The organism is Mucilaginibacter sp. P1_A3, from assembly GCF_056406855.1.
Genome location: NZ_JBFTZJ010000001.1, coordinates 93,267 through 108,273, shown reverse-complemented (window position 1 = coordinate 108,273; position 15,007 = coordinate 93,267). Strand labels below are relative to the sequence as shown.

The 15,007-nt window shown below is 40.7% G+C and carries 13 protein-coding genes and 1 tRNA gene; 5 read left to right on the top strand and 9 right to left on the bottom strand.

What is annotated here, in order from left to right; all coding sequences use genetic code 11:
- Position 1 precedes the first annotated feature (1 nt).
- The 6 genes from thrS to AC1D0K_RS00450 form a co-directional block, all read right to left on the bottom strand.
- Entirely contained in the window at positions 2-1,927 is a 1,926-nt protein-coding gene (thrS, locus tag AC1D0K_RS00475; protein ID WP_477398979.1) for a threonine--tRNA ligase, read from the bottom strand.
- A gap of 211 nt (positions 1,928-2,138) precedes the next feature.
- Positions 2,139-2,867: a (Fe-S)-binding protein gene (locus tag AC1D0K_RS00470; RefSeq protein ID WP_295720439.1), complete on the bottom strand. Its 729-nt coding sequence runs from the start codon at positions 2,865-2,867 to the stop codon at positions 2,139-2,141.
- A 9-nt stretch (positions 2,868-2,876) separates the two neighbouring features.
- Complete coding sequence (locus AC1D0K_RS00465; protein WP_477398976.1) at positions 2,877-4,196, bottom strand: MFS transporter; 1,320 nt, start codon at positions 4,194-4,196, stop codon at positions 2,877-2,879.
- A gap of 209 nt (positions 4,197-4,405) precedes the next feature.
- Positions 4,406-6,874, bottom strand: a complete 2,469-nt coding sequence (locus AC1D0K_RS00460) for a glutaminase family protein (protein WP_477442093.1) — start codon at positions 6,872-6,874, stop codon at positions 4,406-4,408.
- Between the two features lie 295 nt (positions 6,875-7,169).
- Positions 7,170-7,631: a DUF4268 domain-containing protein gene (locus tag AC1D0K_RS00455; protein WP_477396340.1), complete on the bottom strand. Its 462-nt coding sequence runs from the start codon at positions 7,629-7,631 to the stop codon at positions 7,170-7,172.
- 36 nt (positions 7,632-7,667) lie between these two features.
- Entirely contained in the window at positions 7,668-8,009 is a 342-nt protein-coding gene (locus tag AC1D0K_RS00450) for a hypothetical protein (protein ID WP_477396338.1), read from the bottom strand.
- A 129-nt stretch (positions 8,010-8,138) separates the two neighbouring features.
- On the opposite strand from AC1D0K_RS00450, the gene AC1D0K_RS00445 reads away from it, so the two are divergent.
- From AC1D0K_RS00445 to AC1D0K_RS00430, 4 genes are all read left to right on the top strand, one after another.
- Complete coding sequence (locus tag AC1D0K_RS00445; RefSeq protein WP_477396336.1) at positions 8,139-8,609, top strand: GNAT family N-acetyltransferase; 471 nt, start codon at positions 8,139-8,141, stop codon at positions 8,607-8,609.
- Positions 8,610-8,752: 143 nt separating this feature from the next.
- Positions 8,753-8,834: transfer RNA gene (locus AC1D0K_RS00440), tRNA-Leu, on the top strand.
- A gap of 70 nt (positions 8,835-8,904) precedes the next feature.
- Positions 8,905-9,045, top strand: a complete 141-nt coding sequence (locus AC1D0K_RS00435; RefSeq protein WP_477396334.1) for a hypothetical protein — start codon at positions 8,905-8,907, stop codon at positions 9,043-9,045.
- A gap of 223 nt (positions 9,046-9,268) precedes the next feature.
- Entirely contained in the window at positions 9,269-10,372 is a 1,104-nt protein-coding gene (locus tag AC1D0K_RS00430; RefSeq protein ID WP_295720420.1) for a deoxyribonuclease II family protein, read from the top strand.
- 127 nt (positions 10,373-10,499) lie between these two features.
- Here the strand turns inward: AC1D0K_RS00430 and AC1D0K_RS00425 are convergent, their stop codons facing one another.
- On the bottom strand, positions 10,500-11,417 hold the full coding sequence (locus AC1D0K_RS00425; protein ID WP_477396332.1) for a bestrophin family protein: 918 nt from the start codon (positions 11,415-11,417) through the stop codon (positions 10,500-10,502).
- Positions 11,418-11,665: 248 nt separating this feature from the next.
- On the opposite strand from AC1D0K_RS00425, the gene AC1D0K_RS00420 reads away from it, so the two are divergent.
- The gene (locus tag AC1D0K_RS00420; protein ID WP_477396330.1) at positions 11,666-12,190 is read left to right on the top strand and encodes a DinB family protein; all 525 of its coding nucleotides are present in this window, start codon (positions 11,666-11,668) and stop codon (positions 12,188-12,190) included.
- A 135-nt stretch (positions 12,191-12,325) separates the two neighbouring features.
- Here AC1D0K_RS00420 and AC1D0K_RS00415 read toward each other — a convergent pair whose 3' ends face one another.
- Complete coding sequence (locus tag AC1D0K_RS00415; RefSeq protein ID WP_477396328.1) at positions 12,326-13,372, bottom strand: DUF6807 domain-containing protein; 1,047 nt, start codon at positions 13,370-13,372, stop codon at positions 12,326-12,328.
- An 8-nt stretch (positions 13,373-13,380) separates the two neighbouring features.
- Positions 13,381-14,736 (bottom strand): Gfo/Idh/MocA family protein, encoded by a 1,356-nt coding sequence (locus AC1D0K_RS00410; protein ID WP_477396326.1) that lies wholly within the window; start codon positions 14,734-14,736, stop codon positions 13,381-13,383.
- Positions 14,737-15,007 lie beyond the last annotated feature (271 nt).

The following is a 15,007-nucleotide window of genomic DNA, read 5'->3' as shown; positions in this document are numbered from 1 at the left end:
GTTATACTTTTATTTCTTTAATTATTTGTTCTTTAAAATCTTCTATGCTCATACTTCCCAAGTCACCCTGACCATGTTTCCTAACAGAAACCATGCCTTCGGCAGCTTCCTTTTCGCCCACAATCAACATATAAGGGATCTTTTTGACTTCAGCATCGCGTATTTTACGCCCTATCTTCTCGTCTCTGAAATCAATCAGCCCGCAAATATCGGAATCTTTTAACACATCAGAAAGTTTTTTTGCATATTCCTCGTATTTTTCTGATATCGGAAGAATAATAAATTGCTCCGGAGATAACCACAATGGGAAATTACCTGCGCAATGCTCAATTAATACTGCGATGAAGCGTTCCATAGAGCCAAACGGCGCCCTGTGAATCATTACCGGGCGATGTTTTAAATTATCACTACCAGTGTATTCCAGTTCAAAACGCTCTGGCAGATTATAATCAACCTGTATGGTTCCCAATTGCCATTTACGACCAAGGGCATCCCTCACCATAAAATCAAGCTTAGGGCCATAAAATGCAGCCTCACCCAATTCAACAACGGTGGTTAAACCCTTTTCAGCAGCAGCCTCAATAATAGCGGATTCTGCCAAAGCCCAGTTTTCATCAGTACCGATGTATTTGGCTTTGTTTTCAGGATCACGTAGTGAAACCTGCGCTGTATAGTTATCAAAACCAAGCGCCTTAAATACATATAGTACAAGGTCGATTACTTTTTTAAACTCATCCTTCACTTGGTCTGGGCGACAAAACAAGTGTGCATCATCCTGTGTAAAGCCGCGTACACGGGTTAAGCCGTGCAGCTCGCCGCTTTGTTCATAACGGTATACGGTACCGAACTCAGCCAAACGAACAGGAAGATCTTTGTAAGAGCGTGGTTTTGTTTTATAGATCTCGCAGTGGTGCGGGCAGTTCATTGGTTTTAAAAAGAACTCCTCTCCCTCCTGCGGGGTTTTTATAGGCTGAAATGAATCGGCACCATATTTTTCATAGTGACCAGATGTCACATACAGATTTTTATGACCGATGTGTGGTGTAATTACCTGCTCGTAACCAGCTTTTACCTGTGCTTTTTGAAGGAAGTTTTGCAAACGCTCACGTAAGGCTGTTCCTTTAGGTAACCATAATGGTAAACCCATGCCCACTTTTTCCGAAAAAGCAAACAATTCCAATTCCTTACCCAATTTCCTGTGATCGCGCTTTTTAGCCTCTTCGATCATATGCAGGTATTCTGTAAGTTCGCTGGCTTTAGGGAATGTAACACCGTAGATACGGGTAAGCTGCTTGCGTGTTTCATCACCGCGCCAGTAGGCCCCGGCAACACTCATCAGCTTTACAGCTTTTATGAAACCTGTGTTGGGGATATGAGGCCCACGGCACAGATCGGTAAAGTTTCCTTGTGTATAAAAAGTGATAGCGCCATCCGGAAGATCCTTGATCAGATCCAGTTTGTACTCATCATCTTTTTCGGTAAAGTACTCGATAGCATCTGCCTTGCTAACCGGTTTGCGAATGTATTCGGCTTTGGTTTTGGCAAGCTCAATAACCTTGTCCTCAATCTTCTTGAACTCATCTGATGAAAATTCACGATCGCCAAAGTCAACATCGTAATAAAAGCCTGTTTCAATAGCGGGGCCGATACCAAATTTGGTACCCGGATAAAGTGCCTCTAAAGCCTCGGCTAATAAGTGGGCCGATGAATGCCAGAAAGTTGATTTACCTGAAGCATCGTTCCATGTTAAAAGTTTAACGTGCGAATCCTGCTCAATTGGGCGACTTGCGTCCCAAACCTGGCCATCAACTTCGGCTGCTAATACATTGCGTGCTAATCCTTCGGAGATCGACTGCGCGATCTGCATGGAAGTAATTCCTTTATCGTATTCACGAACGGAACCATCTGGAAGTGTAATACTAATCATCTACAACTATGATTTAAATTTTAATAAAATTACGTTTTGTGATCACCTACGGGAGTGATCATTTATTTGAGGTGCAAAAATAGGATTTTATTTTTGATTTCAGATTGCGAATGTTGGATTTCGGAATTATGAGATCTACAATAAAGAATGTTAAATTGAACGCACCTACAGTTAAAATCCGAAATCGAAAATCCCAAATCTTAAATCAGAATCAAACATTCCCCCATCCTAAGGCTAATACATCGGCCAGGTGGATAGTTTTTATAGGCAGACTATTTTTATCTATATAGCTTTGCAGGTGCATCAGGCAAGAGGCATCTGTTGAAATAATGTATTCGGCACCTGCGGCCAATGCGTTATCAACTTTTTGCTGCGCCATCGCAGTTGAAATAGCCTCGAATTTAACAGCAAATGTACCGCCGAAACCGCAGCAGGTTTCATTATCTTTTAGTTCGAGCAATTCTAACCCCAGTACTTTAGAAAGTAGCTGGCGTGGTTCATTCCTTATCTTGCACTCGCGCAGGGCGGCACAGCTATCATGATAAACAGCCTTACCATCCAATTCAGCACCGAAGTAATCAAATTGTAGAATATTTACCAGAAAATCTGATAATTCATAGATATTTCCCTGTATTGCCCGGCATTTGTTATGTACTGCGGTATTGGTAAACAGATCATTATAATAATTTTTCACCATGCCGGTACATGATGCCGATGGCGTAACAATAACACTATCTTCCGAAAAATCATTCAAAAATTTACTCCCAATGGCTTTTGCATCATCCCAAAAACCAGCATTAAACGCCGGTTGACCACAGCAGGTTTGGTTTGGGTTAAAACTCACTTTGCAGCCCGCCTTTTCCAATACCTTTACGGTATTAAAAGCAGTATCAGGAAATAATTGATCTACAAAACATGGTACAAACAGCTCTATCTTCATCGGCACAAATTATTCGGCGCTAAAGTCAGCATTTTTTTGAATGCTTTTTTCAACTTTTAACAAAGAAAACAATAATATTAATCCAATAATAAAAAAACCGCATAATGCCAGTGTCGAATTGCGCATGCTACCGGTTATCTCTTCTATAAAAGCAAAACTGAACATACCTCCAACTATCGCCAGTTTTTCGGTAACATCATAAAAACTGAAGAAAGAGGCAGTATCCGGTATATTCTCGGGTAAATATTTAGAATAAGTGGAACGTGACATAGACTGAATACCTCCCATAATTAAGCCAACAATAATAGCCAGCCCATAAAATTGCGGAATAGTGGTTACAAAATACGCCGCTATACATGCCGCTACCCAAATAATTACCACCAATATTAAAACTTTTACGTTACCATAAATAGCCGACAAGCGCGACATTAGTGTAGCACCGCCTATGGCAACTATTTGTATGATCAGGATAATTTCAATCAAACCGCTTGTTTCCATCTTTAGCACTTTGGCGCCAAAGCCGGCAGCAACCAGCATAATAGTTTGCACCCCCATAGAATAAAAGAAAAACGCGGGTAAAAATCGCTTTAACAAGGGCATGGTTTTAACTTTGGCCCAAACCTTAGCTAATTCAATAAAACCGCCTTTAATAATGTTGTGTTGATGAGGCTCTGCATTAGGGCTACCTTTTGGCAATATGATGAAAGGGATATACGCAAAACCAATCCACCAGACACCTACAAGAAGAAATGATAACTGTGCTGCCCCGCCGCTGGTTAATCCAAACGTTTTAGGCGAAAGCACAAAAACAAGACATATTATCTGTAAAATAACACTCCCGATATATCCGTAAGTAAATCCTTTAGCGCTTACTTTATCCTGCATATCAATGGTGGCAATTTCTGGCAAATAAGAATTGTAAAAAACAAAACCTCCGCTATAACCGATAGCCGCAAGCGCAAAACAAATTATTCCAAACTCCAGGTTATTGGGTCCGAAGAAAAACAGCCCGCAGCATGACATGGAGCCCAGCCACGTAAAAAATTGCATAAAAATCTTTTTGTTACCCCTATAATCTGCAATTGAAGATAGTATGGGTAACAGTAAAACCATTATCATGTAAGCAACTGCCAGCGCGTAGTTTGATAATGCCGTATTAATAAAGCTTTTACCGAAAAACATTACCCTATCGCCATTTTTAGCATTTGAGGTGATAGCTACATAATAGGCCGGGAAAATTGTTGAAGTGATGACCAGGTTATAGGCCGAGTTGGCCCAATCGAAAAAAGCCCAGGCACGGATGGTTTTCTTGTTGTTTTTGGTTTCCATTGACAGAATAAAAGTATGGAAAAAGAATCAAGATACAAGAATCAAGAGTCAAGACGCATTGCACGTGCAAAAAAAAATGTCATTGAGAGATACGCAGCAATCGCAAACTATGCAGAATGACTTGCATAGTTCGCGATTGCCGCGCTGCGCTCGCAATGACATGGAGAAAAACTTTGTCTTATTTCTTGACTCTAATCTCTTGATTCTATTTACTTAACATCGGGTCTCCATTTTTCTTGTAGCAGCTTTATAAAATAGCCCCCTACCACACTGCGCGCCTGGAAACCTACCTGCTTGCCGTCGGTAGTTTCGTGCCAGTCGCTTAATGGTACATGGGTTGGTGTTTCCATCGCGTACTTATATACAGGGGCAGCAAGAGCCTTAAAGTCGTCCTGATTTTTGGCTAAAGTTGCAGTCCAAAGGATCCAGTCGCTTTTAGTATAGGTTTTGCGGCTATCTAAAGGCAAACCAAATTCATTTTGCTTGGTCAGATAAAATTTGATCTCACGATCGTAAACAGATTGCGGGAAAAGGTTTAATCCTAAAATCTTATCCCAAACGATATTGTATTTCTGGCTCCAGGTTTCCGGTTTATCAAACACCAATGAGTAATGATCACCTGCATCAGCCATTTTCATCCATTTAGTCACCATTTCTTTAGCCATAGCCTGGTATTTAGCAGCCACCGCTTTTTCACCTAACAAATCGGCAAGGTGGGCATAGCAACCGATACCCACAATTGCTTTAGCAGATAAGTTGGCATTGCGTGCAAGGTGACCCGCAAAGTCATCGGTGCAAAGCTGGTTAGCGGGATCAAGTCCTTCGCGGCTCAGATAATTGGCCCAATCTGTTAACACCTTCCAATGTTTTTTGGCATAAGCCGGGTTGTTGCCATTGGCTTTAACTATAGCCGCTGTAAGCGCCAGCATATTGCCCGATTCTTCAACCGGCATACCTTCACCATAAGTTTGCCCGTTGGCGATAGGGTAAGTACCCAGATCATGTGCGGCAAAATCATGAGGAAATTTACCGGTTTCACTAAAGTAGAAAATTCCGTTCAACATTCCTTCCATCAGGCTTGGGTTATAAATCAGGAACAAAGGCGCAGATGGGTATGTTACATCCACGGTATTGATTGATCCATTACTAAAGTTTTCTTTAGATAAAAACAGGATCTCGCCCTGCGGGCTTTTTACTAACGTATGCGCTGATATGGCCTGGCGATAAGCCAGCACACATAGCTTTGCATATTTGTCGCCACCAGCTTTTTCGGCATCATTATATACCGAACTGTTAAAGGCAGTGCAGCTTTTTAACACCGCTGGATAATCAACTGCGGCTTTGGCTAAGGCCTGCTCAATGGTTTTAATTTGAGCGGTTTTCCACCATGGTTTTAAATTGGCATGAAAATACTGTACCGGGGTAATATCATCATAACCCAGCTCAATAAATTTACTTACAGCAGTTTTACCAACCATGCCAAGAGATAGTACGGTATTTAAAACCAGGTTGGCACCCTCTTTTGCAGTTGATTTACCATCACCTTTAAAAAATGAATTAACCCCTTCACTTTCGGTGCTTACATATTGCAGAGCACCAAATGTTTTGGGAACTGCCACATACATATATCCCCAGTCTATCCTTAAATCATCTCCCCTTTTTTGCAGGATAGCCTGCTCAACGGTACCGGCTTTTAAAACAGACAAAGTACTCGTTGCATATTTTTGAGTGGTCATCGCCTGGTTTGGTGTATTGCGGGCAACATCAGTTGATGCGCCAAAATAAACCTGCACATTATGCGCTTTACCAGTACTTGATTTTACGCTATAAGTAATATAAGATACAGGCCTTGACAATAAAGCTAAGTTGTTCATCAATAACGGCGACGTGAATGTAACCTTCAGATCCACATCACCACATTTAAAGTAATAAATGGTTTGTGTTGCATTGATGGTAACTCCGGTTTGTTTTGCAGCCTGCAGCTCTGCATGATCTGTTGGCTTTAGTTCATCAGCAAAGCCGGCATCAAGCGCTCCGCCTCCGCCTGTGTTGGTACAATGCAAAGCAAGTACATTTTCGCCCTCCTTTAATTTTTCAACTGCATCATCCTTAAGAGCGATCATCTGCAGATCGCCATTAGCGCCGCTGCTCACATTTATTTTTTCGCCATTCAGATACACTTCCGCCTCATCATCATGATGTAGCTTAAGATAAAGCTTATTAATAGCAGTTTTATGAAAAGTAAAGGTTCTCCTTACCCAAATATCCCGGCCCTTCCAAACGGTATTGCCCATTGCTTTATCATCACTGAAGGGCGCGGTGCCGGTTTTCCAGGCGGTGTCATCAAATTTTGTATCAGCCCAATTTTGTGTTGGTTGGGTTTCTGTGTATTTACAGATGTATGGTTTTTCGTCGGCAGCAGGGACAACAGTTTTATAGGTTGCCGGCTCTTTACCCATGAAACGATACACATCACCGTCAACTTTTATCAAGCCAAGTAATGATTGATTTTTACCTGTCCAGTGCCTGGTAGTTGATTCATTTAATTTATCAGAAAATGACCAGATACTAAAGTAAGGATTATGTGTTATCAGTGGATAAGCCGGGGCTTGAGTATCCTGCGCCCTTGCTAAAAAAACAATAAGTGCAAAAAATACGGTTAATGGAAACCTTTTCATGTGTTTTAGTAAGATTTATAATGTAGATATATAATTATTATCGGTAAATATTTGCTTTTCTTTTCAATTAATAAACGGTTTTAAAAAAAAGCGTCAAATAGACGATTAATTGATACGAATTGTAGAAAGATGGGCAGATTTTAGATGAGCAGATGAAGGATTAATGTGCAGATATGTAAATTTCAGATATGCAGATTATGAAATCAAATTCTGTTAATTCTTTAATTCTAAAAATTCTGGTTCAGACAATTCTCTCATCTGCACATCTGAAATTTGCACATCTGAAATCTGCACATCACTTAAATATATCAAAGCTGTAATTTGCTGTGCTCCAGAAATCATCAAGGGCAATGATGCGGGGCTTGAAGAATGAGATAAGCGTAGGCCAGTCTTTTTGGTTAAAAACACTTACGTTGGGTAGGGTTTTAATGATGCGGCTTACGGTTTTGTTATTTTCATCGGTAGTGTGTAATTGCCAGTCCCACTCCTCCTCAATACTTGAATTGAGTACAGCTTTGAGCTCTTTAAACTGTTCAAATACCAATTCCTGGATGCCGGTATCGGGATGAGCGATCTCAATGGCGATAAATGCTGAACGGTTATCGGCCTGCATCTTAAAGCTAAGGTGCTTAATGCCCGTTTTATAGTTTATCCAGTTTATTTTTAAACCCTCTGCTGATGGATGCGGAGCAATGTATTGGCCAAAGGCCGTCCAGAATGCCTGTTTAATTTGTGATGCCTGATCGCGGGAGTACAATAGTCTTTATTTAAAATGAGCAGGCAAATTTATGGATTATTTTGCGTTTTGTATAAACTCAACAATTTGATGCTGTTCATTCGGCGATAACGAACCGCCTGTGTATTCCCATTTCAACTTATTGCTATTATAAGTTAGCCTGCCCAAAAAATCCGGATTCTTTGCATCATCAACCAAAGGGTAGCTTTCCCCAATTTCGGGGGCTATTTCCTGCATCTCTAACAGGCGGGCTTCGCCTTGATCGTTACCTTTATATAAGGCATACACCCCCGTAAAGTTAAGATGATTATTTGCGGCCTGGGTTAGCACAGGTTCAATAATGATATTTATTGTTGTACCGTTGTCTTTTTTAATATTATAGTTTACTGTATTAGTCATAGCCGAAGTTTGTTGGTATTGATATTTGAATATTACAAGTGAGTTTTGAAATTGTTCATGGAATTAATAATTTGATTTTTTAACACCCAAAAATCCTTAGATTTAATTACCAATTAACTTAATTATTTTATGATGGAATTTAATATAGATGATCTTATTATCCGGCGACTTGGATCTGATGATGTGATGATTGCAGAACAGCTTATCCAGCTATTTAAGGATATTTTTGAAGCTAACGATCTGATACCCGCCAAACCATCTTATTTAAAAACACTGCTGCGGAAGCATGAATTTATTTGTCTTGCAGCAATCTATAAAAACAAAGTAATAGGTGGTTTAACGGCTTATGAACTACCGATGTACTACTCAGAATATACCGACCTTTTTATTTATGATATTGCAGTTGCCTCCAACTTGCACAGGCTGGGTATTGGTAATAAATTACTTCATGCTATAAAAGCGTGGGGAGGACAAAATTATATACGCGAAATATTTGTTGATGCCAATGAAGAGGATAAACATTCCCTGGATTTTTACCGTGCTGCAGAAGGGTTTGAAGAAAAAATTTCGCAATTTACCTTTAAAATGAATAAACAGTAGCCCTTGATGATGTATGTTACATACTTAATAAACACCTTCAATTAAATTAATAGCAAAGAAATGAGGTAGATAGATAAAAAACTAAAATTATATTTTATAGTTTATCTTAAAACGCTATCTTTGCGACCTGTTAAAATCCTAATGCGGAAGTGGCGTAATTGGTAGCCGCACCAGACTTAGGATCTGGCGCCGCGAGGCGTGGGGGTTCGAGTCCCTTCTTCCGCACAACAGTTTAAAACCCGGTCAATTTGATCGGGTTTTTTGTTTTATATTAGTTCTTGAAAATAGCTTTAATATGAATGAAATAGTCACCCAAATAGACCAAAGCTACTATGAAGGATATTACGATTTCTTAAACATTAAAATTGATGGGATATTTTTGGATGAGTCGTTAGAAGCGTATTATCCCGGCGAAATGATAGATTTAAAAGGCTAATAGATATATTTTTTAGATCAATGTGATTGTCAATTCCCCCCTCTGAAGATATTCAAATACACTTCCATGGTCCGCAAATTTTAAAAAAGCCGTTAATTTAATAAGGTAGCGGTTGTTTGCATTTTGCAGCATAACAATCTGGAATCATCTCATATTTAAAAATAAAAAAATATTTAAATATATATATAACTTTATGGCATTAACAACTTAATCCCAGATAGTTATGAAAATTTCAGCACTTGATGAAACCGGCAATCCGGTAGATTGGTGGTTTATTTACAAAGTTCCACAGCTTGGCCCAGGTGCAGGTAGCGATAGCGCCACAGGGTACGAATACGTTTATTATGACTCAAAGATTGATGCAAATCCTGATCTGAAACAAAGGAACGTTACTAAATCGCCGAATGTTCTTAACAGCGGCAATGGGGCACTTAATCTTACACTCAAATCGGTGCTTGACAGCTTTGCAGCACCAACAGGAAAGACGGGGTGGATCATGTACAACGATGAGATGCCTGAAAGTGTGGGCAAGACAGATGATGGCAATAAAGGGCACACTAAAGGCGCGATCGCTTTTGATACGGAAACAAATACCGGGTTTTGGATACTGCATTCATGGCCGAAATTCAATGACCCTGGTGCAAAGGCAGACCCGACTCCCCAATATGGGCAAACCTATTTGTGTATATCGTTGGATATTGACACCTGCAGGAAAATAGCCACGCAAATGGCAGACCACCAGGAGCCGCAGGTTTATTATAATCATACCGCGGACCTCCCCACTACAGATCCTCTTTATATATTAACACAACCATTAAACCCCAAACCTCCCAAAAAGAGTGATGTGCTTGAATTGACATCCATCGGCGGTATGCCTTTCAAGGTGATTGCCAAGAATAAACAATGGGATGATGATTTTTGGAATGACTTAGTAGGGCCTGCGCTGGGAGATGACATGGATGTTGAAACATGGATCAGGGGACCTATCCCACCCCAGGCCGATAGCGACGGTATCCACAAAACCTTTGACATCAAATACATCAATTTAGCTGCTCTGGGCGTACATTGGGCCTGGCCCGAAACCCATGACCATGCCAAATGGGGGATCACATTGCATAGCCCATGGGTTTGTGTTGGCGATATCAACCGCATGGTGTCACAAAAGAAACGTGGTGGAGGCACCATTGCATTTCAAAATAGAACGCTGTGGCAGGCATTATCAAAAACAAATCTTGTTTTGGCGCCTCCGGGAAAATCAAGAACTGAAGTCCACCAGGTGATCCATCAAACGCATCCACCCAAAAAAGCTCAACCGATCGGCCTATAGAACTAAATGACAATAGCTTAACAGTTAAAAACAACGGGAGTTATCCGAAAGATCATTCCCGTTGATATCTTTTCTCTTCCAATCGGTATTCCGCATCAAAACACCATATTTATATTTAGCATTGGGATCAGTCGATAATAGAGCCTTGATTAACTGGTTTTTCAGGCAAGGGCTTTCCAATCATCTCCAGCAACGTAGTTTCAATCATCAAGCTCATCGCGTTTAAAGCCAGATCGTTAGGTTCTACCCCAAAGGGTTCTTCAATTTCATCGGCAATGGCTTCCAGCGCAACAAAGGTGTAAGCTATAAAAATTACTATAAGTGGTGTAAACCAACCCAAACTATCTACAAATCCAAAAGGAAGCAAAAAACAGTAAATATAAACTGTACGATGTAACAGTATCCTGTAAGTATAAGGTATGGGCGTAGATGCTATCCTTTCGCAGCCGCCGACGATATCAGATAGTTTGCCCAAATTTTCATCAAACGCCACTTGCTGAATGGAATCTATTTTACCTTGTTCTTTGGCATTTTTTACCCAAATAGCCATTTGCTTCATTAACATAACCGGCTTATAAACAGCGCCTTTTACATCGGGGTAAATATCCGGGGGCAGCCTTTTTTGCAGATCGTCGCTGGCATCTGTATGCCTCAACTGGTGTTTAAGCGCATAGGTAAAAGCCACCAGGTAATTAACAAAGGTTTCTATCTCGGTAGAGTTGGGCAAATAGCCACTTAAAGCTATGGCCTGCCTTGCTAAAGAACGGGTATCGTTAAGTAAGGCCCCCCAAAGTTTACGGGCTTCCCAAAAACGATCGTAGCTGGCGTTATTTCTGAATCCCAGGAAGAGTGCCAAAGCAATGCCAAACAGTGTAAACGGAGCAGGATTAAGTGGTATTTTATAATGAAAGAGAATACCTTTAGCAAAAACAACAATTACAGATAACGCAAACAGCAATAACAGTCGTGATAAAAGTTTAGGCAGTACCGATCCTTTCCACATGAACAGCATCCGGAACCAGTGTTCGTTTTTTCTGATAATCATATTATATTTTTTTCAATAAAACTAATAGCCGCTTTTGAGCTACATTAATTTGTTTGTTGAACCATTCTAATATAATTACATTTTCAATTACCTTCAAAATATCTTCGAGGTAACAAACCCACCCGGGAACCAAACAACCAGTTTTTATTCTGTTCCTTTCAAATATCTTTTATCACTACTGACATAGGGCTGTCATCAGGCCTGCTTTTCTTTGTTATGAAATCATTTTTTTAATTAAAACAAACAAAATGGAAAACAATCTAAGCACACAGCAAACAAGCAATGCGATGGAGGGGTTCACCTCCTCTGATGCCATATTAAATCATTGGCAAGGCCATCGCCGGCTAACGAGGCAGGTAATTGAAGCTTTTCCAAAAGATAAGCTATTTGAATATTCGATTGGAGGGATGCGTCCCTTTGCTATGATGGTAAAGGAAATTATGAGTATTGCAGATTCAGGCATTCAGGACCTTTTCCAGGATAGCCCTACACCCGTTGCAAACCTTGGTCATCATTCAGGAGGCTCTTTCGCCAACACAAAAGAAGAAATTTTAAATTTATGGGATGACATCACCTATAAAATTGAGACACTTTGGCCCCTGATACCACAACAGCGTTTTCAAGAAGTAATGGTGGCTTTCGGAGCATATGAAGGCATAACATCTGATATAATTCTCTATTGGATTGATAACGAAATCCATCACCGCGGACAAGGCTATGTTTACCTCCGATCTCTGGGAATCGAACCGCCAGCGTTTTGGAACAGGGATTAGCGTTACGCTAAATATTTCGCTATTAATTTAGCAGTTGTTTTAAATAATTAGTGAGCCGTCAATTGCTTCGCATCTATTGAAAGTTGCAGAATCCCAGACTTACGAAGTTTTAGAAACTTCGTAAGTCTTTCGCCGCTATTTTTTAGCGAAATCTTTGGCAATTTCGTTTAGCTGAATTGCACTAATAGTTTGTTCGCCATTATTAATAACTACTCGATACCGGAAAGTTACAGATTCTCCTTTTTTCAGGCTCAGGTTTTTAGCCGATTTGCCATTAGTAAAGATCTTTTCACCAAGCGGATTGGCTGCAAACAGGCCATATCCCCGGGCATGCCAGAATGTAGGATAGTTGGGATTTCCGGGATGATCTATTATAGCAATACTTACCGAATCGGCACCCATTTTACCAAAAACCTTGCACCATACACCACGAGTGCTCCAGGCATCGTTACCTGTTTTACCGGCACTGGTTAAGTAATTACCATTGGCTAATTTATCTGTGCCACCTTTAACTATGGTTACATTACCTTTATCATCTGTGAATTTCTGATCCTCTGTAGTGGGCATCTGCAATTCGTGCGCTAAACGCAGGCCCAGCATGCCGTCTTTGGCATCATTAAAAACAGCATCTACATCGGCCTTTAAGGTAGTAACCCGGTCAATTATACGCTGGTTACCTTTCCCGCTAAATTCAAAACTTGTTGTTTCTTCTAAAAGAACCTCTTTTTGCTGGTTGGTCCAGTTTGCATGATAGGCCAATACCCCAATAGTTCCGCCGGCCGCTTTCAATATATGATCAGTACGTATCCAACCGTATAAATTCTTTTTGTCTTTAGGAATTGCATATGAATTGTTCCAGAAGTCAAGCCCGTTTAAGTTTTCAAAATTAAACCATAAACCAATATGGTGCGGATGATCAGTCGGGTCACCGGGTTTAGGTTCAAGTGGAAAGCCACGGGTAACAACGGTACCATTAGCGGCATACAAAGGATATAATACCGGTTTTTCAAGACTATCAGGATATAGAAAACTGGTAAACAGCTTGCCGCCGACAAAAACATCAACCTTACGTTCTTTTACCGAGCTCACTATCTTTACCGGCTCGCTTTTTTGAGCCGATACAGCCGAAGTCAGGGCTGTTAATCCTACAACCAACCCCAACTTTTTGAACCTGTTTATCATAATGTCTATTAAAATTTAAATATCCGACCATTCACCATTACCTCCTGGGTTTTCTCATCAAATGTGGCTTTATAGCCGGTATGAACGGCAGCATTGGTCATAATATTAGCTATAGAATGGCTGTATCCTGCTTCAACCGGCGCATTTGGCTGTTTACGACTGCGTACACATTCCATCCAGTTACGCACATGGTTTGAAGTCAGTACATCGCCGCCTGTATTGGCCGAAGCAATTACCTTTTCGGTATTTGCCAGACTAACCTCTGGGAGCAGGTTTGCCTGCATATTCATGGCGGCAGCCATTTTTTGTGTTAAGCCGCCGTTTGGTGAAACTTTGTTAGTTATCAGGTTTAATTCACCTCCGTTTGAATAGTAGATCTCTGCCGGATGCTCATCTCCGTTGTGCATGCGCGAACCAAAAGTAACCTGGAAACCAGTTGAAGCGTCATCCAGCGGTCCATAATCAAAGGCGGCCAAAATGGTATCCCAGTTTCTGCGGCCGTCTTTCCACATATAAATACCCCCATTGGCAACTACGCTTCGCGGATGTTTAAGGCCCGAAAACCAATGTACAGTATCAATCTGATGGCTCATCCATTGACCTGCCAATCCAGATGAATATGGCCAAAACAAACGAAATTCCAGATATTTGCGTGGGTCGAACGGTTCATACGGACGGTTCATAATAAAACGTTTCCAATCAGTATCGCCTTCTTTTAATGCGCCTAACAGCTCAGGTCTGCGCCAGCGGCCGGGCTGGTTAACATTCCAGGTTAATTCAACCATGGTGATGGGGCCAAATTTACCCGAACGGATAAAATCATTAGCCGCATGATAATTAGCTCCGCTCCTGCGCTGTGAACCTATCTGCACTATCTTACCCGATTCCTTTATCGCTTTAAGGGCATCGCGGTTATCTTCCATAGTTTCTGCAAAAGGCTTCTCCACATAGGCATCACATCCTGCTTTTACAGCTTCAATAGCATGGCGGGCATGCTGAAAATCAGCAGTGCTGATAAATACCGCATCTACCGTTTTACTATCATATAATTCTTCATTATTGCGGTAAGCCTTTACATCATTCTGCATATTTTCTTTCCAGGCTGCAGCGCCTTCTTCTCTACGCCTTTTCCAGATATCTGATACACCTACTACCTCAAAATTGAGTTCTTTGTAGTGGTTCATAAAGCTGGGAATATGCGAACTTTTATGCCTGTCAGAAAACCCTACAACACCAACCCGTACCCGATCATTAGCGCCGATAATGCGTTTATAGCTTTTGGCGCTCCATGCGGTTTTGGTGAGTAATGTTCCGGCCCCTACTATTGCGACTTGCCTGATAAAAGTTCGACGTGATTTTTCCATAATAGTTGTATTACTTAGGTTGTTGATTTTAATTGCTCTTGAAATTGCAGCTGATGTCAATCATCAGGCCGCAACTATAATATTTTTTGTAGAGTACAGGTAAATTGGTTTAAACACAGTTTGTGTAATTGGCAAAGTCAAATATCGATGAAATCTCACTAAAAATATTATCCTTTTTGTAAGAAACATATTACAATGAGGTAATGATAACTATTTGTAATGGTTTCTTGAAGAAGCAAACTGCTAAAAATATCAATAAGCATTGCAACTA

What these genes read in the sequence shown, in the direction of transcription:
- thrS (WP_477398979.1), bottom strand. Translation starts at nt 1,927, where the DNA reads ATGATTAGTATTACACTTCCAGATGGTTCCGTTCGTGAATACGATAAA.
- AC1D0K_RS00470 (WP_295720439.1), bottom strand. Translation starts at nt 2,867, where the DNA reads ATGAAGATAGAGCTGTTTGTACCATGTTTTGTAGATCAATTATTTCCT.
- AC1D0K_RS00465 (WP_477398976.1), bottom strand. Translation starts at nt 4,196, where the DNA reads ATGGAAACCAAAAACAACAAGAAAACCATCCGTGCCTGGGCTTTTTTC.
- AC1D0K_RS00460 (WP_477442093.1), bottom strand. Translation starts at nt 6,874, where the DNA reads ATGAAAAGGTTTCCATTAACCGTATTTTTTGCACTTATTGTTTTTTTA.
- AC1D0K_RS00450 (WP_477396338.1), bottom strand. Translation starts at nt 8,009, where the DNA reads ATGACTAATACAGTAAACTATAATATTAAAAAAGACAACGGTACAACA.
- AC1D0K_RS00445 (WP_477396336.1), top strand. Translation starts at nt 8,139, where the DNA reads ATGATGGAATTTAATATAGATGATCTTATTATCCGGCGACTTGGATCT.
- AC1D0K_RS00435 (WP_477396334.1), top strand. Translation starts at nt 8,905, where the DNA reads ATGAATGAAATAGTCACCCAAATAGACCAAAGCTACTATGAAGGATAT.
- AC1D0K_RS00430 (WP_295720420.1), top strand. Translation starts at nt 9,269, where the DNA reads ATGAAAATTTCAGCACTTGATGAAACCGGCAATCCGGTAGATTGGTGG.
- AC1D0K_RS00425 (WP_477396332.1), bottom strand. Translation starts at nt 11,417, where the DNA reads ATGATTATCAGAAAAAACGAACACTGGTTCCGGATGCTGTTCATGTGG.
- AC1D0K_RS00420 (WP_477396330.1), top strand. Translation starts at nt 11,666, where the DNA reads ATGGAAAACAATCTAAGCACACAGCAAACAAGCAATGCGATGGAGGGG.
- AC1D0K_RS00415 (WP_477396328.1), bottom strand. Translation starts at nt 13,372, where the DNA reads ATGATAAACAGGTTCAAAAAGTTGGGGTTGGTTGTAGGATTAACAGCC.
- AC1D0K_RS00410 (WP_477396326.1), bottom strand. Translation starts at nt 14,736, where the DNA reads ATGGAAAAATCACGTCGAACTTTTATCAGGCAAGTCGCAATAGTAGGG.